The sequence below is a fragment of the Chitinophaga sp. RAB17 genome (assembly GCF_052114225.1).
Lineage (GTDB): Bacteria > Bacteroidota > Bacteroidia > Chitinophagales > Chitinophagaceae > Chitinophaga.
This window is the reverse complement of record NZ_JBFREI010000001.1, coordinates 326,425-347,309: the sequence shown is the minus strand read 5'-3', so window position 1 is coordinate 347,309 and position 20,885 is coordinate 326,425. Positions and strand designations below refer to the sequence as shown.

Below are 20,885 nucleotides of genomic sequence, written 5' to 3'. Positions count from 1 at the left end.
CTAACTGCTGTCTCAAATCATCAAACGAATGAAGGAAAAAATTTTACACGGATGTATGTGGATCCTGCTGTTGATGGCGCTCCCGGCAATGGCGCAAAACAACGTTTTACAGCAGAAAATCAACATCAGTTTCAGGAATGAAGGCATCGCAAAATGTTTCAGCCAGTTGCAATCAAAAGGAGGAGTCACCTTTTTTTACAACCCTGCTGATATCAAAGTGCTGGACAAGAAATATAACGCCGATCTGAATAATAAAACGGTAGCGGAAGTTCTCGGCTACTTGCTCCTGAATACGGGTCTGGAGTATGAAGCAGTAGACGGCAAAAAGATCGTGATCCGCAAAATCATTATAAAACAATCAACAGCTCCCCGCAAAAGACCCATTAGCGGGATCGTCATCGACGCAACTAAAAACAACCCGGTGGCCCACGCGGAAATCATGGCGCAAAGCACTGGCAGCGTAGTTACTGCAGACGAATCCGGCCGCTTTTTCATTGACGTGAAAGATACCACCGATGTACTGGTAGTGTATTATGTAGGTTACGCTACTAAAATGGTGAAGGCCGGCAATTCGCCTGTTTTATCTGTACTGCTGAAAGCAGACAGTAAAACCCTCGCAGCCGTAACGGTAGATGCACGCAGACGCTCCAACACGGAAGCCATGTTGCTCAACGACCGTAAAAACTCCGCCATGATTTCCGATGGGATCTCGGCACAAAACATTGAAAAAACCGCCAGCATTACCACCACCCAGGCGCTGCAACGGGTATCCGGTGTAACGGTAACAGACGATAAGTATGTGGCCATCCGCGGTTTGGGCGATCGTAGTGTGATCGGTCAGCTGAATGGTATCCGCCTCGCGTCCTCAGATCCGGATAGAAGCGCCATTCCACTGGACCTGGTACCTGCCGGCCTGCTGGATAACATCACCATCTACAAAACAACTACCTCTGATAAACCTGCAGATGCGGCTGCCGGTATCGTGGAACTGAAAACAAAATCAGTCCCCGACCGGCAAACGCTGAGCATCACCGTGCAATCCGGTATGAACTCACAAACAGGCAGCTATGTCAACAGTTTCTATAACAGCGACATGGGCTTCCTCGGACAAAAGGTAAAAGGAAAAGGACTGACCAATGATTTTCAACAGCTCTCCTCCCAATACCCAAACGGATTAGGCGATATTCAACGCAAAATCGCCAACAGCCGCAACGACCCTGCACTGCTCGCAGAAGCCAACCGCATCAACAAAATTATGCATGGCTTTGACCCGGTACTAACTACTAAATATAAAAAGGCGCCGCTAAACCAGATCTATTCCATCACTTACGGCAACAGTTACACTGTATTTAAGAAACACCAGGTAGGATTAATAGCCGGCGCCAACTATTACAACCGTACCAACGATATCCACGATGGATCACTGACCCAGTATAGTGTATACCAGGGCGTGTTAACGGGCAACAGCGCATTGTACAGTCCCCGCGTGATTCCTAACTACATTACCCCTAACAACATTAACCTGGGGAAGTACTTAAATTATAAGGAAAACACCGGTACACAAACACTCAACTATGGATTTTTGGGTGGACTCACCTATCGCTTCAGCCCTCAGCACGAAATAAGTATGCAGTATCTGGGCAGTCGTGGTGCGGAAACACGTGCCACCAACCTGCACGGCGCCTACGAGTACACCGGTCTGCCCGGCAAAGTATATAATCTCATTTATGCCTTACGCCAAAGCTACCGCACACTCAACACCTTTAACTTACAAGGCGAGCATAAGTTTGGGAAAAACGAATATGCACCAAGACTGAGCTACAACATGGCCAGCTCTTCATCTACACAGGATGATCCGGATTACCGCTTTGTGAACCTGGCAGATTATCGCATCAACGGCGGAAGTTCCTATACAGGTCCTATAACAACACCCGGCACCACCCCGCCGGTGGTATCCAGTCCCAGCCTGTATTCCCTGGTATCCGGTTATGTAAACGGCTACGGTCCTTACGGTATCATCCAGGCAGATCCGAATGGTCGCCGTTTCCGTCATCTCAAAGAAAATAATTACAACTATAAGGCAGATGTAACCATCCCTTTTAAAGCCCTCGATAAAAAGCAGGAATTTAAAACAGGCGTGAACTACCTGCACCGCAGAAGGAGTTTTTCAGAGAACGTACTCTATCTCCCCGGATCTAACTACTCCACAGATGGCGCATTGCCTTTGTATGAAGTAAATGGTCAGCTGGACCAGCTGGTAGGCTACGACCGCATTGGCATCCGCCCGCCATCATCTTATAATGAAGAAGGAGCGCCCCGCGTTGGTGGTTTCTTATATAACATCCAGAAGTCGCCCAACAACTACAAGGGCTACTACGAAACCCGCGCGTTCTATGGTATGCTCGATCTGCATCTGACAGAACAGCTGCGCTTCACCGGTGGGGTGCGTTTTGAAATGACGGATATACAGGCGGCGGTAGATACTTCTAACGTGTTCCTGGACCCTTCTATCACCACCAAAGATGCCAGCGGTAATAAAGTAAACCTGGTATATACAGAACCGAATTCTATCTATAAAACAGATTACGAACCTTACTACTCTGCTAACCTTACCTATACGCTGAATAAGAATATGAACTTCCGGCTGGGCTACAACACCACGCTGGCAAGACCGGAGCTGAGAGAGCTCACCAACGTATTTGATTTCGATCCTTTCCAGTTTGCATTGGTAGTAGGTAATCCGAAGTTGAAAAACCAGCATACCACTAACTATGATTTCCGTTGGGAATGGTTCCCGCATCCGGGAGAAGTGATCTCTGCATCTCTTTTTTATAAAGAAATCAATAACCAGTTAACAAAGGTATTCAAACAGAATTCATCCGGACTGAACGCCCGTTTCCCTGAATTTCCGGCCATCGAATTCCAGAACGATCCTAACAAGGGAAAGGTATACGGGATAGAGCTGGAGGTAGTAAAGAACCTGGGCATCCTGAGTCAGATGATGAAAAACTTTTCACTGGGATCCAACTTATTGCTGGCACAAAGTGAAATTAAGAAAACACCGGAGAGACTGGAATCTTCCCGTGCCATCGATCGCCGCGCGCCTGCCAACAGCCCGCTGTTTGAACAGGCCCCTTATTCGGTGAATGTGTTCCTGAACTATAACAACAGCAAAACAGGTACAGATATCACTACCACTTTTAACATGGTAGGAGAGCGCCTCATCCAGGTAAACCTGGATGGTACCCCGGATCTGTATTCCAGACCTAACCCGGTGCTGGATATCGTGTTTTCCCAGCAGCTGCTGAAACGTTTGCAGTTAAAAGGTTTCGCTAAAAATATACTCGACAGACCAGTGGAAGAAGTGTATGCCAACCCGGGTACCGGTGGAAATTTTTATGGAAAGAAATATGTACGCAGAAGTTTTTACCGCGGAACAGAATTTATGCTGGGATTGACTTTCAACCTGTAAAAATTTGAATGATGAAAATGAAAACTACTTATATACTTTTAGCGGCTGCAGTGATGATGAGTGCCTGTAGCAAAAAGCTGGACTACAGTTACGATAACCGGGTAATACAGCAGCCAATGACGGCTTCTTCTATCCGCCTCGTGAATTTATGTGGGGCGACAGAATTGTCGGTGGGTGGAAAGAAACTCACCAGCTATATGAAGCCCGACGCAGAGGGCTACTATGGTCCGAACGAAACAAGAGGTACTTTATGGTTCCCGGAGTCGGGCCGTTTAGGGACCACCTATACCATCCCCCGGGAACTGGTGAAAAATAGCGGGGTAGATAGTATACTATTCAGCAGTCTGTCGATCAGGAATTACGTGCCGCCCGCCCGCCCATTTAGTGCAAAAGATAACGATGCCCGTCCGAACGATTATTACTTTGTGCGTTTCCGCCCTAATCCAGCCGGTTTCCAGGACTCTTTGTTCGAGGTGCCACGTGGTATATCACCGGCGGCAGATCCGGCCGGATTTAAGGTCCGTTTGCTGAATCTCAGCTCTTCCAACAATGGTAATGCCCCGGCAGGTATGTTTCGCACAGGGCCTATGTCGGTTACACTCGCAGATGGTACTACAGTACCAGGGCTGAACAATATTGCTCCCGGAAAGTATTCTGATTATGTGGAGCTGCCTTACGGTACATACCAGTTCAAGGTGCTGAATACAGAAGGAAAAGAAGTACCGGGATCCAACAGCCTGTATAATGTGCTCAACCCGGTTACGGGCACCCTGATGGACTTACTGGGCACACCCGGCATTGGCGGTAATAAAGATACCTGGCTCACCTATGCGCCGGTGAAAACGTATCAACCCGGCGGTATTTATACCATCGTGGTATCCAATACTTATGAAGCGAACATCCCCAACGGTAACCCTAATGGAGAAACCTATAAGTCAGAAAACAATACCTTCCGCATCATCGCAGATATCGCGGAGCCGGTAAATATTACTTACGCCCGCTTACAGGGTGTGAATGCTGCTGCCGGCAAAAAGATCACCTGGCAGGTAGACGGACAGGCGCTGGGCAATGCACTCACCTTTGGTAAACAAACCAACTACAACCGCTATATAACGGGAACGCATATAGTAAAAGCTTTGGGAGAAGATGGAAAGGTAATAGCCGAAAGTAACGTCAGCCTGCAGCCCGCGGATAACCAGACTGCCTGGTTGTATACCCGTAAGGATGGAACTACCACAATTGCTTTTGTGGCCAATAACCTCAGTGGTAAATTCTATGGAGGTACATCTACCGACAATGGCTCCTATGGCACGTTTGTAGACATTTATCCTTTCTGGATCCGCTTTATGAACTTCTGCCCGGATCCCGGTGAAGTCACTTTTACACAGGATAACGGACAACCTATTCGTGGCACCGGACTGGCTTCACAGCATCTGTATCCCGGCCAACCGGCTACCAGCGAACCTTATGAAAGGATGTTGGTCAATTTCCCCTACATGATCCTGGCATATGCTTCCGCACCGGGTATTACACCGGGTGATTGGATCCGCAGCGTTGCCCCGCTGAAAAGCCGCGATTTTATTGCCCGCCCGGAACTATATAAAACACCGGAATTGCCACAGAGTGAGCCAGGCATTTACACGGTAGCATTGGTGGGCAGCACCGCTGCCAACGCCATCGAAAAAGCCCGGATGATTATTGTGAAACATAACAATTGAGTAGTCTTATGAACAATAAATACTTTTTACTACCACTGTTGCTGGCCGCGCTGTTTGTGAGCAGTTGCCGCAAAACGGAATATGTGGTATTGAATAATCCCGCCTACCTGCGGGTATTCAACTGCCTGGAATTTACAACCACCCTCGATAATAAAGATGCACCGCAGCCTTTCCTCGCTTTCCTGGTAGATCCGGTGCTGGATGATCATGGTATACCCGTTAGTGCGGCTATCACCGGCGACTTCCTGGATCAGCGCGACAGCTGGGCACGCCCTTACCCGGATGCCGCCAGCAATGTGCTCTGGCAAAAGGAATATCCCGGTACCAAAAGAGTATTGGCCGCACCGATCGTGAATGGCTATGATTTGTCCAGCTGGGCGCAGGTGCCTTCCGGTAAACACCGCATTATTTTCCGTACCAGGCCACTGAACAACACGCCTTATTTCGAATTGGATAAAATGGAAAGAGGGGTCACACTCATCGATACCACCGTGGATCTCAGTGCAGGAGAAGTATATACCATGCACGCACTGATAGCAGAATATTCCAGTCAGCGTCCGTTCATGTACCTGCGCCAGGAAACATTTCCCAAACAGCCTTTTGCAGACTCGCTGGTATATGTGAATTTCTATAACCTCAGCTCGGAAAATTTCTATACAAAGTCGCCGGATGCAGAGCCTAACGTGGACCTCTCCAATACCAAGCTGAAAGACACCATGAATGTTTACTACTCGTTAAATAAACGGACGAATAGCACCATTACGGCATTGCCAGGGTACAAAGGCATTCCCATCGGTCAGATCGTTCATTCACTGAAACCGGTAGTAGCACCTTATTCCAGCTTTCCTTTATTTCCGGATAGCAGCAGTAACAAAACATTTACGGGTAATATGAGTCAGACATTCGGCTTTTATGCACCCGGGTTTTCTCCGGAAACGCTCGGCTATCCCGGCTTCCTGCCGGTAGGAGCATTCTCGGCTATTATTATGGGTGATTATGGGGAAACAGGTAGCACTACTTATACACCATTTGCCGTGAGATGTGATTTACGTACAGGCCTGGTAGTGAGTATCCATTCGGGTACCAATAATCCACAGTCATTTGCTACAGTGAATACGGTGGAGTATATCAACCGCAGGTTTTATGTTACAACCATCCAGCGCAAATTTATACCGCCTGTTTATTAACGTCTTTATTAATTCAATATGCTGAATAATTCTATCATAAAACCGTTCATAGCAGGATGGCTGCTGCTGGCTCTCGTAACGGGCTGCCGGAAAGATAATCTCATACCACCCGTTGACAGAACCACTACGCCACGCGTAATGGGCGCATTCATCGAAAATAACTATGACCTGAGCATTCTGTCGGCAGCACTGAAAAAAACCGGACTGCTGGATACACTTAATCAGAGTGGCCCCTTCACGCTGTTTGCACCGGATAATAACGCCTTCAATAAAATGGGAATTAAAGGTGTGGAAGATGTGGCTAAAATGAATACTGATAGTCTGCGCTTTATGCTCCGCTATCATATGATCCGCAACCGCTACTTTACTACCACCTTCCCGATGCAGTTGGATAATAAATATGTTACCCTGGCAGGTGAACAAATATATGTGTCTGTGTTGAAAACAGCCACCACATCACCCGATCAGGAAATGTTTGTAAACGGAGCATTGATATATACAGAAAGCAAAAGGAATATTGCATTGGCAAATGGGGTGATCCATATCCTGGCCAAACCGCTCAAGCTTACACAGGCTACGGTACAGGATTATATCGCCGCCGATACGAGTTTAACCTTGTTTGCTGCTGCCATGAAAAAATTCAATTTATGGGACGGCCTTAAAACGAAAAAACCACTCACCATATTCGCACCTGCCAACAGCGCGTTCGACAAATACGGTATCACTGCAGCAAAAATTGCGGCTATGAACGTAGCAGACTACGACCCGCTCGTTTTTGCTATTTACCCTATCGAAATGAGACCCATGCATGTTTTTGCTACGGACGGACATCTCATTCCCAACCCCCAACCTACGGGCTATGGCGGCATTAAAGCAGGCATCTATTCCATCACGCCGGGATATTCCTATAACCCGTATTACGGCGGAGAAACGGCAGGCATCAACATCTCAAAATGGAAATCGGGCAACTGGTATCCCAATGAAGAAGGACCCAGCGAGGTGAGCTATAAAAACGGCCTGGTAAACGCGGATCATCTCTGTAACAACGGTATCGTGCATGTGATCGATGATCTTTTCCTGAACCCGGATTTAATGAAGCGATAAAAATGAAACTGATGACACAAAGAATATCTTTACTCTTATTACTGATCCTGGCTTTTGCGGCCTGCCGCAAACAGGATATTGAACCGGAACCGGTAGGGGAACCCGTGCCGCATGGCACCGGCCCGGATAAAACCTGGCAGCAGCAGCTCTCCGCTTCTTCGTATACCCGTTTCCGGGAGGCATGGCAACATTCCGGTATGGACCAGAAAATGAAAGTGGGTGGCGCCGGTTTTTATACCCTGTTGGTGCCCACCGACAAAGCCTTCGATGAAGCTGGATGGACTTCCTCAAAAATACAGGCTGCGGATGCCGCCACACTGAACGATTTGTTATCTTACTATGTAATGCCTGCCCGTCTGCAGCCAGACAACATCAGCGCCATCAAAGGCAATACCGCGGCAGCTACCTTGTCGTCCCGCCCATTATCCGACAGACCAGAGTGGCATAAAGACTATGTGGATTTCCAGTTCCTCGGAAAAAACGGGGATAGCTTACTGATCAATGGTATTGCTCTGAGCAAATGGGGGCAGCAACTTGAAGGTACCAACGGGGTCATCTATCCTATTGATCACCTGATCACCCCGCCAACACAGTCCATGTGGGACTATATACAAAGCCAGCCCCGGTTCAGCTTATATGTGGAAGCACTGCATATTTGCGATAGCCTGTATGAATCAGCTTACATGGCCCAGCCTTTGGCATTCATGAAATCGTCGTCTGAAGCGGCCCAGTTTACACTGTTCGCACCCAATAACGATGCGTTCATCAAAAATGGTTTCCATAACGCAGCAGATATCCTGCAATACTGCCTCCGTTCCTGGCCATTACCAGATCCGGGCTATGACGAAAATATGTTTTGGCAACAACCGGTGGTCGCCATCGACTCATTGCTGATGACCTGCGGCCCTGAAGTAATGAACGCCTCACAGCTCAATGGTGATGCCCGCGTAGGTCCTGTGTTCTTTACCAACGATCTTACCAACAATGCTGCCGCACTTAGTGGCCTGGTGCTGTATAAAGGCCAGCCCTACAACGGTGGACCGGTAGTGATCAGCCTGGACTTTATCAATAATAACGGACAACCCGCGATGAGAAGAATCCACACCAACTATCCTTTCATCCCGCTGAAAAGAAGCAATGTAAGGGTGATCAATGGGGTAGTACATGAAGTAGATGATCTCTTTAAAAGATAATTTTTAAAAGCAGACAAATGAAAAGATCCATATATACAGGTTTGCTGATATTATTGTTGTCCGCCTGCACCAAGGATAAAGATAACGGGGTAGGTAGCAACGAAACCAATCGCCTCACCTACGTTATCGACGATAATAAATTTAACTTTTCTTCTTTCAGTACCGCCCTCGGCCGAACAGGCTACCGCGCCATGCTGGCACAAACAGGACCATACACCGTGATGATCCCGGATAACAACGCGTTCATCAAAGCCGGCTATAGCAGCACCCAACAGGTGCTCACAGAAAGTGGTGATATCCTCAATAAACTGGTATCCTATCATATCGTAAATGGTACCTGGGAACTGAATAAACTGCCGTTTAAATTTAACCAGGAACTTAGCGCGGTCACCGGCGCTAAAATGTTCGTGACACATTGGGTGAAAGATGCAGATACCGTACTAACGATCAATGGTAGTCCCGTACTGGCTTATAATCTGCCTGCCAGCAACGGCATGATACAGGTATTGAATACGGTGCTGCAACCACTCGTACACGCCAACCTCTCCGCCGCCATTTCTGCTGATACCAGTCTTACTTTTTTAAACGTAGCCCTGCAACAAGCCGGACTGAAAGAACAGATTGGCAGCACGTCGGCCTATACGTTCTTCGCACCGTCGAACAACGCATTCCGCGCCGCAGGCTTTCTGACCATTGACAGTATCAATAACACAGATCCGAAAATATTGAAGGACTTACTGCTGTATCACTTTTTCTCCGGCAGGAAATTTATTTACGATTATATCCTCACCACCGGCGCCACCGATAAAACGGAACAAGCCATGCAGAATGGAAATAACATTGGTATTACCCTTCTGAAAGACGCTGAAGGCGTGAAATACACCGGTATCACCATCAAAGGCGCCGGCAACAAAGTAGCGGCCAACGTGACCAAAGAAAATTTCATGGCCGGCAACGGCGTACTGCATATCGTAGACCAGGTATTAAAAGAAAACCAGTAATTGTGATGAATAAAATTTTATACATAGCTTATTTTTTTGCGCTCCTGCTTTGTATCCGTTTCCCGGCGCAGGCACAGGAAACAAATGGTACGCTCAGCGGAAAGATCACAGGCGATAAAAACGAACCACTCATCGGCGTTACCGTAGTTGCCCTGCATGAGCCTTCCGGTACCAGGTACGGCGTAGCCACCGGCACCGATGGCCGCTACTATTTACCCGGCTTGCGCATCGGTGGTCCTTACTCCGTTACCGTGACCATGATGGGTATGCAACCGCAGAAAAGAGAACAACTCATTATCCGCCTCGGGGAACCGATGCAGCTGAATTTTACCCTGGTAGTAGCTGGTACAGACTTGTCTGCGGTGACCATTAAAGGCACGAAGAAAGGTGTTTCTGCCAACACCTTTGGTGCAGGTCAGAACATCAGCCGTACGCAGTTATCCAACATGCCTACCATTTCCCGCAGCCTGCAGGATATGACCAAGATGGTGCCACAGGCGTCCCGCGATAACTCTTTCGCCGGTACCAACTTTCGCTATAACAACGTTACCATCGATGGTGCTATCAATAACGATGCGATCGGCTTCAGTCCTTCTGCAGGCGGTATTACCGGTAGCTCCGGCATGCCCGGTTCCAGCACCCGCACCAACGCGGTGTCACTGGATGCGATCGAAGACATGCAGGTATACCTCGCTCCCTTTGATGTGAAGATTGGTAACTTTACCGGTGGCAGTATCAACGCCGTGACCCGCAGCGGTACCAACACCGTCACCGGCTCGGTATATGGCTTTGGCCGCAACGCTGCCTTCACCGGAAAAGGCCCTACCGGTATTAAAATGAACAGCGACTTTTATGATTACCAGGCAGGTGTGAGAGTAGGTTTTCCTATCATCAAAAACAAACTGTTCTTCTTCACCAACGAAGAAATTACTTCCCGCCAGGACCCTTCACAATTACTCGTTGGACAGGCAGAAACGGCTCATATCCTCAGCGTGAAAGAGGCGGATCAGATCCGTCAGTCTACGCTTGATCGCTACGGTGCTGCTTTCGATCCCGGCACTGCCGGCAACTACAGCGCTTATTCCCGCTCGCAGAAGTTCTTTAACCGCCTCGACTGGAATATCAATGATAAGCATCAGCTGTCTGTCCGCAACAATACCATTACCTCCAAAGCCATGAACATGGACCGCGATCAGCAGGATTTCCGTTTCAGCAGTATGGCTTATCAGCAGGTAAATAACCAGAGCTCCACCGTGATGGAATTGAAGTCCCGCTTCAACAGCCGCTGGTCTAACAGTTTCATTGCCGGCTACAGCGTGGTACATGATAAACGTAACCCGGATTCCGATCCCACCCTGCCACAGGTACAGATTGCAGGTCGCACCCCCGGTACCACCATTTACCTCGGCACCGACCGTGAAGCCAGCATCTTTGATATGAAGCAACGTACCATAGAAATATCTGATAACCTCACCTGGCGCAAAGGAAAACATACGGTATTACTCGGTACCCACAATGAACTGTACCGCATCAACTACGGCTTCGTGAACAGCTGGAATGGCCGTGTGGATTACCTGAGCATAGAAGACTATCTCAATAACAACCCTTACCGTGTAAGAGGTAGTTATAACTATACCAACAACAGCAGAGATTATATCCTGGAAAATCCGGAAGCGAAGTTCAGTGTAAATATGCACAGCGTATATGCACAGGATGAAATACAGGTAACGGATAAACTGAAACTGATTCCGGGGCTGCGTGCAGATTATACCTGGCTGCCGCAAAAGCCGGCGCTGAGTGATAAAACACAGAATGCCTATACGGATGGTTTCTTTGGTAACACCTACACCTATACGCCGCTCAATCGTATTAACAACGGTTACCTTGGCAAAGTGCAGGTATCGCCCCGTCTTGGTTTCCGCTTCGACTGGAAAGGCGACCAGAGCCTGATCATCCGTGGTGGAACGGGTCTGTTTACCGGCCGCATTCCTTTCGCCTGGATAGCTTATGCTTATTATAACAACGGTATCAACTACGGCTCTTTTGACCAGAAAGCAGATACCAAAGCATTTGCGCCTGGCAGCGATCCGCTGAAGCCCAATCCAAATGGTATTGCACAATTTATTGAACAGAATGGTGCCCTGATGAATAACCGTAATGCGGGTAAAACACAGGTAGATGTACTGGACAACAACTTTGTGATGCCGCAGGTATGGCGTAGCAGTGTAGGCGTGGATTATGTGAGCCCTGCAGGATTTAAGTACACAGTAGAAGCGATGTACACCAAAACATTGAAAGATGTATTGTTCCAGCAGGTGAATATCAAAGATGATCCGAAATATTATGGTTATGATAAAGATCGTCAACAACCTGTTTACAGTGGTACGGTAGATCCTCATTTCTCCAATGCCTACCTGTTAAGCAATACCAATAAGGGTTACCGTTACAGCATCACCGGCAGCGTGAACCGTAGCTTCCCTTCCGGTATACAGGCTTCACTGGCTTATACCTATGGTGGTTCCAAAGATATCTCCAATGGTATCCGTAACTCCATGGAAAGTAACTGGCAGCTGAACCAGGCACTCAACCCCAACAACCCGGGACTGGCATGGTCTAACTTTGACGTACGTCATCGTGTAGTCGGTAACGTTACCTACCACAAAGCCTGGAGCAATACCTGGGTGAGCACCCTGACCATATTCGCTACGGCCCAGTCGGGCAGCCCCTTTACCTATGGTGTTGTGAATAACAGCATACAGGGTTTACCACAACAGGTAAGTTTATTGTATATCCCGAGAGCAGAAGAAGCCGTGAATTATTTCCAGAACAAAACGATCAGTGCGGAAGAACAGGCGGCTGCTTTCAATGCCTACATTGATGGCGATAAGTACCTGCGTTCCCGCCGTGGACAGTTCACGGAACGTAATGCCGGTCGCACTCCCTGGAATATCCAGGCAGACATGCACTTTGCGCAGGAATATCATTTTGGAGGTAAACAGTTCATCACTTTCACCGTGGATATCGTGAACCTCACTAACCTGGTGAATAGCAACTGGGGCAAAGTGTATTTTTCGCCGAATACGTTCAACTCTACTGCCAGTACTGGTTTAACACCGGTATTCCCCGCGTTGCAGAATCCGGGCGCTTACCCGGTATATACTTTTGAAAATCCGGGCAAGCCTTATTCTGTTGACTTCTTTAATTCCCGCGCACAGGTGCAGCTGGGATTACGGTATTCTTTTTAAAGTGATTAATATAAGCAACATGAGAAAATATTTATCCCTGCTGGCAGTTTGCTGTATCCTGGTAGCTGCCTGCAGGAAAAACAATAACAACGATGCCGTAGCGCTGAATGTAAAAACATTCTGGCCTAACAGCGGTAATGCCGGTACCATTGTAACCCTGCAGGGGCAAGGACTTAACAAGGATGTTACCGTAAGCTTCAATGGTACAGATGCAAAAGTGGTAGATGCCCGGGATTCCATCCTGATGGTACTGGCGCCGGAGCAGGGGAGTACCGGTACGCTGATTGTAAAGGCCGGCGACCGTAAAGTGGAGCTGGGTACTTATACTTACCAGGCATTGAGTTTGCACCAGGTGAGCCCGTCTAACGGTCCCGCAGGTACGAATATCGCGATCCATGGTGCAGGCTTCAGCAGCCTGGACGGCCCGGCTACTGTAACAGTAAATGGTAAAGCGGCATTGATTACCGGTGCTTCAGATACCTTGCTGGTAGCAGCGGTGCCGGTAGGTGCCGGTACTGGTAAAGTAACGGTGACGGTGAATGGGAAAGCAGTAAATGGTCCTGATTTTACGTTCCAGAACATCAGCGCTATCAAGCCGGTAAAAGGCGGTGCAGGTACCCAGGTAGCTATCAGTGGGGAAGGGTTTGCCACCGCTGCGGGCAACATGGTTACCTTTAATGGTAAACCAGCAACCGTAGTAAGTGCTACAGATAGTAAGCTGGTGGTAACGGCGCCGGAAGGCGTGGCTACCGGTCCGGTAGCGGTGAGCATCAATGGACAGAAGACCATTGGTAATGTATTCACCGTGGTACCTAAGCCTGTTATCAAAATAGTAACGCCATTGAGTGCACCGGCAGGAGCACTGGTCAATATCTCCGGCGATTATTTCAGCAGCCTCGCAGATGAAGTAAGCGTGAGCTTCAACGGACAGCCGGCAGTAGTTACCACTACCGCCGATAGGCAGATGAGCGTGAAAGTGCCGGCAGGTGCGGGCAGCGGGAAAATGCAGGTGACTGTAAATGGTCAGCTGTCAGAGGGGCCGTTGTTTAAAGAGCAATCACTCGGTGTAAAACAGCTGATCCCGGATAATGGGTTGGCGGGCACGGAAGTAGTCGTGAAAGGAATGGGCTTCAGTACCAATGCGGAGGATAACGTAGTCATCTTTAACGGTATCACTTTACCTGTTACTGCTGCTACTGATACTACACTGCGTGTAGTGGTCCCCGTTGGTATCAGTACCGGAGCAGTGGAAGTAAAAGTAGGTAGTCTCGCTGCCACAGGTCCGGTGTTTAAGCGTGCCGGTGTAATGACGATTGCCGGTGGTCCCAACTCGCCTGATTTTGCGTATCCGGCGGCCTTAGCAGTAGACAGGAACGGTAATGCCTTTGTAACAGATGTGAATGTGGTGAAGAAAGTAACCCCTGATGGCAAGGTGACACTGTTTGCCGGAAAGGCTGATGGCTCTTCCGGTAATGAGAATGGTACCGGTACCGCTGCATCGTTCAACTTTGTGACATCCATTACCGTTGATGCACAGGATAACCTGTATGTGATAGAACAGTTTGCCAAAGCAATGCGTAAAATTACACCGGCAGGTGTAGTCACTACGGTGGCCAAATTTTCTTTCACACCCATTGGTTTGGGGATTGATAAAAATGGTGTTTTGTATGTAGGTGCGCAGTATGGAGGCGTATGGAAAATAGATGCAGCAGGTAATGCCACTGCTGTTGCACGTAACAGTTATGAAACACCGGGAAATAGTATTGCCATCGATAACGCGGGCAATGTATTTTATACCAACGATAATGATCCGAGGGTATTTAAACTGGCAGATGGGAATAAAACAGCGTATGCCGGTTCCCAGTACGGTTACAATGATGGTCCATTACTGACCGCCGGTTTCTCCGGATTGACGGGTATTGTCAGCGATAGGGCCGCGGGTGTGTTTTACGTGGCAGATAATAATGCCATCCGTATGCTCACCGATGATGCGGTGATTACCGTAGCTGGCTGGAAAGGTGGTACTACGCCTCCTTCGGGCGGATATGTGGATGGCACCCTGAATCAGGCGGCCTTCTCCAGTATCAGCAGCCTGTTTATCGACAGGGAAGGAAATGTGTATATCATGGAACGCTTTAACAAGGCAGTGAGAAAGATATTCTTTAAGTAAGCGCTGATAGATTTCATAAACAAAGAAAATCCCGGCTACATCTGCAGCCGGGATTCTTTTATTTAAGGAGAAGTAAGTCAGTATTAATAACCTGGGTTCTGTGCCATATTTGGATTACGTTCTACTTCCTGGTTAGGCAGCGGGAAAATAATATAATTACCATTCCACGGCTGTTCATTCACCCCGCCATGTGCTGGAATATTGCGGTGTGTTCTCTGGAAGTCAAACTGTGCCTGTCCTTCAAAAGCCAGTTCAATACGGCGTTCTGTGAGGATGTTGGTGATCAGTTCGGCCTGTGTTGCAGGTGCTAAAATGCTAGCTTTGGCTCTGCCTCTGACAGCGTTCAGCAGGGCAACAGCAGCTGCATCAGGAGCAGCGGTATTCAGTCTGGCCAGTGCTTCCGCTTTGATCAGCATCACTTCTGCGAGACGGATAATTGGTACCCATGAATCAATAGGGTTGGTACCGGCAAATTTCTTCGTGAAGAAACCTGTTGTATCACCTGTTTTGCTGATATTATAAGCGAATAGCGGTTTACCTCTCAGGTCCGTTTGATAATCAAAGTTGGGCAACGTGCGGTACTCTTTACTGATAGAGATATCCTGCCGGCCATTGGCGCCATAATGCTGTCCGATGGCATTATTGGTGTTTGGATTATCTGCACCGTTCATCGCCACAGAGAAGATACGCTCTGTAGAGGATTGATAGTTGGCAGCAGCAAAAGCAGCAGCTGGAGTTGCATCCAGTTTATATCCTGCGGTGGATAAGAGCACGCTGTCAGCAAAATCCCTGGCTTTCGCCCAGTCACCTTGGTATAAATAGATACGTGCGAGAAGAGCATGTGCAGCACCCCTGGTGGCCCTGGCATGGTCTGCATATGCATCACCAGTGCTAATCTGCAGTGATGGTGCCGCTTCCGTCAGATCTTTGATCATCTGGTCATATACTTCTTTTACAGACTTGCGGGGTACCTTATTGGCCGGATCTGTGGCTTCCGCACCGTTTCTGGGAGCGGTTAAAATCAGGGGAACACCCGGTTGTACGGCGCCAGCCTGTGCAGTATATGTTTGGGCGTAGGTATTTACCAGGTAAAAGTAGGTAAGCGAACGAATGAACTTAGCTTCTGCATAATAACCTGCTGCTACTTCCGGTGTAACTACTTTTTCATTGTCTTTCAGGTTCATGCTAAAGAAGTTGGCTTCATTGATAGTACGGTAGCCACCTGACCAACAGTTGAACGCATAAATATTATTCGACAGCATGCTGTAGGTAGGGACGTCTCCGAAATAGGAAGCGATATTTACGTCTAATCCCCGTGTATCTGCATAGATGAGTACGCGACCACCGAAGAATTCTTTGTTTTGTAATGCATCATACATCCCTACGGCTGCCTTCTCGATTCTCTCGGGATTGCTGAATGCATCTTTCGGATCCATTTTGGCATACGGAACCTGGTCGTTTACTTTTGAGCAGGAAAACATCGCTGTAGCAGCCAGTGCCACCGCCCCGATAGCCAGACGGCTACCGAATTTTCTCGAAAAGTTTGATTTATTCTTAAAGTACATAATTCTCTTTTTTAAAATCACTAACAATTAGAAACCAACATTTAAGCCCAGTGTAAATATTCTTGGCATTGGTACTGCCCTGTTATCTACGCCATAGTTAATGTTACTGTCACGGTTGGTATTTGCTTCCGGATCGGAACCTTTATACTTGGTGAAGATGAAAGCATTTTGTACCAGTCCGTATACACGTAAAGTACTTACACCCAATTGTTTTTTTATACCAGGGAAAGTGTATCCGAGGCTGATTTCGCGCGCTCTCAGGAAATCGCCTTTCTCCAGCCACCTGGTGGAAGCTTGTGTAGAAACGCCATCTTTCAGGTACATTTTTGGAACATCAGTATTTTTATTTTCCGGTGTCCATCTGTTCTTTATTTCTTCCAGGTTGTTACCAAAGTAGTTGCCCATTAATGCAGCCCTGGTAGAATTGTACACATAGTTACCACCACTGTATTGCAGGAAGATGCTGAAGTCAATGCCTTTATAAGTGAAGGTGTTGTTCAGGCCACCGTAAAAGGTTGGGTATCCGGATTTATCCTGGTATTTTGCATCAGCGGCAGTAATCGGTGCTACTTTTGTTTTGCCATCAGGTGTAGTCCATCTTTGGGTAGGATCAGTGATATCCGGACTAGGGTTATACATCGCCAGTTTGTGGTCCTTATCGTAATACATAGCGTAGCCTGTTTCTGGATTCACACCACCCCACTCAATCAAGCGGAATACGCCGAGGGTTTTTCCTACGCTGGCCCTGTTGTTTACTTTTATTACATCGGATCCGTCTGCTGTAGCAGTTACCCTGTTTTTAATAAAAGTCACATTGAAGCTGGAAGACCAGGTAAAGTCTTTTCTTTCTATGTTACGGGTATTGACAGTTAATTCAACACCTTTGTTCCACATTGAACCAACGTTGGTGGTCAGGATAGAACCGGGATTGTTGGTGATAGGATCCCATGGAGTACCTACAGTGGCCAGAATCGGTGCATCCAGGATCAGATTGTTGATGTTGCTGTTGAAGTAATCAGCGGTAACAGTGATCCTGTCTTTCAGCAGGGTCATGTCAAGACCGATATCCAGTTTTTTAGAAGTTTCCCATTTCAGATTAGGATCACCGATCTGGTAAACAGAAAATCCATTGATGTCAGCATAGCTACCACCACCATATAAAGTTCTGTAAGCATAAGCCCTGATGTTGGAGTTGCCTACAATACCATAGCTGGCGCGGACTTTCATATCGCTGATGAAAGAGATGTTGTCCTTAAAGAAATTTTCGTCAGATATTCTCCATCCAACAGAGGCCCCCGGGAAGTAACCACGGCGGTTGTTGGGACCGAAATCAGAATACGCATCTGCTCTAAGTGTAGCATCGAAATAATATTTGGAACCATAGTTATAACCGATTTTACCGAAGTAAGAATCAAAGGCATTGGCAATATTATCTCCACCGGTTTGACTGGTTTCAGTACCGGCATACAGGTTGTCATAGATTTCTTTGAAGTAAGAATCTGCCAGGTTACCCTGCCCGTTGGCCATTATCTTTTGTTGTCCGAACTGAGATTCTACCCCCACCATGGCATTGATGAAATGCACATTGTTGAAACTTTTCGTATAGGTAGCATAGTTAGACCAGTTCCACTGATTTTTTCTGAGGAGAACGTTCTGGGCCAAACCTCCATACGTTTTACCATTACCCGCCTGTAAAGGGCTGTTGTATTGCTCTTCCAGGTTCTGGATGAAATCTACGCTAAAGCGGGAAGTCAACTTTAAGCCAGGAATAGGTTCTACTTCTACATAAGCGGAAGATAACACACGGGTGGAAGTATTGTCATTTTTCCCCAGGAACAGGTTAGACAACGGATGGAAAAAGCGGTTCAGTTTTCCAGATGCGTCATTGTTACCTTCTCCCAGATCTCCATTGCTCTTGAGATAGTAGTCGCCATTTTTATCATATACCGGCACATTGGGCATGGCAGCATAAGAAGAAGAAGTAGAACCTGCGAGGTAACCATCGGATAACACACCGTTGTTCACTGCTTTGGAAGCATACAGGGAAATACCTGACTTCAGCCATTTTTTAGGCGTTACATCCAGGTTTAGACGCATACCACCTCTGCGTAAGCGGTTGGAAAGCACGATACCTTTCTGATCACCATACTCACCAGACGCATAAAATTTCGCTTTCTCCGTGCCGCCGGAAAGGGATAACTGGTGGCTTTGAATAACACCGGTCTGGAATACTTCGTCCAGCCAGTTTGTTCTGTCAGCTTTACCATCTCCATTCAGATCTATATCTTTGGCAATAATAGGTGCAACCGCTCCGGTTTTGGTAGCGTTTTTAGCTTTTTCATTCTGAATAGTGGTGAAATCGTCGCCATTCAATAGTTTAGGTAACTTACCTGCTTTGCTCCAGCCAACATAACCATTATAGTTGACGGTAACAATGCCATTTTTACCTCTCTTGGTGGTGATCACAATTACGCCTGCAGAAGCCCTGGAACCATACAATGCAGTAGCTGCCGCATCTTTCAGTACATCCACGGTTTCAATATCATTTGGGTTGATATCCGCCAATGGATTGTAACGGGTACTGTTACCGGAGTTAAAGGTGTTTAAGTTAGCGCTGGTATTCATAGGAATACCATCAATAATAATCAGTGGCTGACTGCTGTTGCTGATAGAGTTCACACCGCGGATACGGATGTTTACCGCATCGCCCAGTACGCCGGAACCTGTGCTGATATTAACACCCGCTGCTCTGCCGGTTAACGCTTGATCAAAGCTGGTAGCAGGGCGGTTATTGATAATCGTACCAGATACCGCGGTGACAGAAGACGTAACATCTTTTCTTTTTAATTCACCATAACCAGTTACCAATACTTCGTTCAATACTTTATTGCTGCTGGCCAATGATACATTGATAGACTGGCGGTTGCCAATTTTTTCCTCCTGCATTTCATAGCCGACAAAGGAGAACAGCAACGAAGCCGCACCATCTACCTGGATGGAAAATGTACCATCATTGCCGGATACAGCCCCTACTTTGGAGCCTTTCACACTTACAGATACGCCCGGTAACGGTGAGCCATCCTGTGCATCCGTTACTTTACCTTTAATTGTTCGGGTTTGGGCAAAAGCATGCACCATACCGATGGCTAGCAACAGCCATAGTAGTAAACCTTTTTTCATACGGTTTAAATTGGGTTTATTATGTAAAAAAAACTTTGGACACTGTGGCTATTTCGTTGGCTATACGAGTTAAGTCAATGTGGATACAATCAGCTATAGATACAGGTCGCTATCATACTTTATTTTGGTTTTGACATGAACATATCAACCCGTCATTTTTCAATGACTGGCAATAAAAAAAATGGTATTGCAGCGCATGAGAAAATAAATCCGCTAAACAGATGGCGTGATTTGTTGTAACTAAGCTGTAAATAGGCTACACCACAAACATAGTATTCTCTTGCCGGGAAATTAACCGGTTATCTTATGTTTCTTACGGAAAATCTGATTATAAAACACACGCAGTAGCGGGTCTATAACAATAGTCCTTTAATTTACATTTTGTCTGATTTCTGTGGATTAAATAGATTTCCAAGCAAAAAAATTCTCTACAAGCAAAAAAAATCAAAAGCAAAAAATATATTTCAAAAGCAAAAATTCTCTAAAAAAGCAAAAATACAGTATATAGTTTTGTTGTTACAGGGTCCTGTTTTGTTATGGGTTGAAATGAATTAACACAACAGGTTATTTTTTCATTAACGACATAAAAATATATTGTTTTTGTCAGAAAAACAATATTAAACTTTATCTTTTATTTAACATCATAGTTACTCACCTCTAACAGGTTCCCATCAGGATCACGAAAGTAAATAGAACGGATATTGCCGGTAGCTCCCGTCCTTGCTACGATTCCGCCTTCCAGTATTTTTATATTGTTATCAAGTAATTCTTGCAATATTTCTTCCACTGCAGTATCTGCAATGAAACAAAGATCTGCAGATCCCATCGTAGGTGATGTGGCTTTAGGGGCTATCTCTTTTCCTTTTTCATGCAGATTGATTTTCTGATGCCCAAATCGTAAAGCTTTTCGGGCATCACCAAAGGTGATCACTTCCATGCCTAATATCTTTTCATAAAACTTACAGGTAGTGTCTATATTTTTTACGGTTAATACCAGGTGATCCAAATGGTTAATTATCATGTGAAAAGATTTTATACATTTAGAAGATA

11 protein-coding genes are annotated in these 20,885 nt (G+C 46.8%); 8 read left to right on the top strand and 3 right to left on the bottom strand.

The window, feature by feature from the left end:
- Positions 1 to 28 precede the first annotated feature (28 nt).
- From AB4Z08_RS01245 to AB4Z08_RS01210, 8 genes are read left to right on the top strand one after another with little or no spacing between them, the layout of a single operon-like run.
- Positions 29 to 3,472, top strand: a complete 3,444-nt coding sequence (locus AB4Z08_RS01245) for a TonB-dependent receptor domain-containing protein (RefSeq protein WP_441571945.1) — start codon at positions 29 to 31, stop codon at positions 3,470 to 3,472.
- Between the two features lie 11 nt (positions 3,473 to 3,483).
- Positions 3,484 to 5,190 (top strand): hypothetical protein, encoded by a 1,707-nt coding sequence (locus tag AB4Z08_RS01240; RefSeq protein WP_441571944.1) that lies wholly within the window; start codon positions 3,484 to 3,486, stop codon positions 5,188 to 5,190.
- An 8-nt stretch (positions 5,191 to 5,198) separates the two neighbouring features.
- Positions 5,199 to 6,377, top strand: a complete 1,179-nt coding sequence (locus AB4Z08_RS01235) for a hypothetical protein (protein WP_441571943.1) — start codon at positions 5,199 to 5,201, stop codon at positions 6,375 to 6,377.
- Positions 6,378 to 6,395: 18 nt separating this feature from the next.
- Positions 6,396 to 7,481 (top strand): fasciclin domain-containing protein, encoded by a 1,086-nt coding sequence (locus AB4Z08_RS01230; protein ID WP_441571942.1) that lies wholly within the window; start codon positions 6,396 to 6,398, stop codon positions 7,479 to 7,481.
- Positions 7,482 to 7,492: 11 nt separating this feature from the next.
- Entirely contained in the window at positions 7,493 to 8,674 is a 1,182-nt protein-coding gene (locus AB4Z08_RS01225) for a fasciclin domain-containing protein (RefSeq protein WP_441571941.1), read from the top strand.
- A gap of 17 nt (positions 8,675 to 8,691) precedes the next feature.
- Entirely contained in the window at positions 8,692 to 9,675 is a 984-nt protein-coding gene (locus tag AB4Z08_RS01220; RefSeq protein WP_441571940.1) for a fasciclin domain-containing protein, read from the top strand.
- Positions 9,676 to 9,680: 5 nt separating this feature from the next.
- A complete protein-coding gene (locus AB4Z08_RS01215) occupies positions 9,681 to 12,920 on the top strand; it encodes a carboxypeptidase regulatory-like domain-containing protein (protein WP_441571939.1) in 3,240 nt (1,079 codons plus the stop codon).
- Between the two features lie 19 nt (positions 12,921 to 12,939).
- The gene (locus AB4Z08_RS01210) at positions 12,940 to 15,090 is read left to right on the top strand and encodes an IPT/TIG domain-containing protein (RefSeq protein ID WP_441571938.1); all 2,151 of its coding nucleotides are present in this window, start codon (positions 12,940 to 12,942) and stop codon (positions 15,088 to 15,090) included.
- 83 nt (positions 15,091 to 15,173) lie between these two features.
- On the opposite strand, the gene AB4Z08_RS01205 is transcribed toward AB4Z08_RS01210, so the two are convergent.
- From AB4Z08_RS01205 to AB4Z08_RS01195, 3 genes are all read right to left on the bottom strand, one after another.
- Positions 15,174 to 16,655, bottom strand: a complete 1,482-nt coding sequence (locus tag AB4Z08_RS01205) for a RagB/SusD family nutrient uptake outer membrane protein (RefSeq protein ID WP_441571937.1) — start codon at positions 16,653 to 16,655, stop codon at positions 15,174 to 15,176.
- A gap of 27 nt (positions 16,656 to 16,682) precedes the next feature.
- Positions 16,683 to 19,835: a SusC/RagA family TonB-linked outer membrane protein gene (locus AB4Z08_RS01200; RefSeq protein ID WP_441571936.1), complete on the bottom strand. Its 3,153-nt coding sequence runs from the start codon at positions 19,833 to 19,835 to the stop codon at positions 16,683 to 16,685.
- 631 nt (positions 19,836 to 20,466) lie between these two features.
- Positions 20,467 to 20,856 carry a VOC family protein gene (locus tag AB4Z08_RS01195; RefSeq protein ID WP_441571935.1) on the bottom strand — a complete coding sequence of 130 codons (390 nt, stop codon included), beginning with the start codon at positions 20,854 to 20,856 and terminating at the stop codon, positions 20,467 to 20,469.
- Positions 20,857 to 20,885 lie beyond the last annotated feature (29 nt).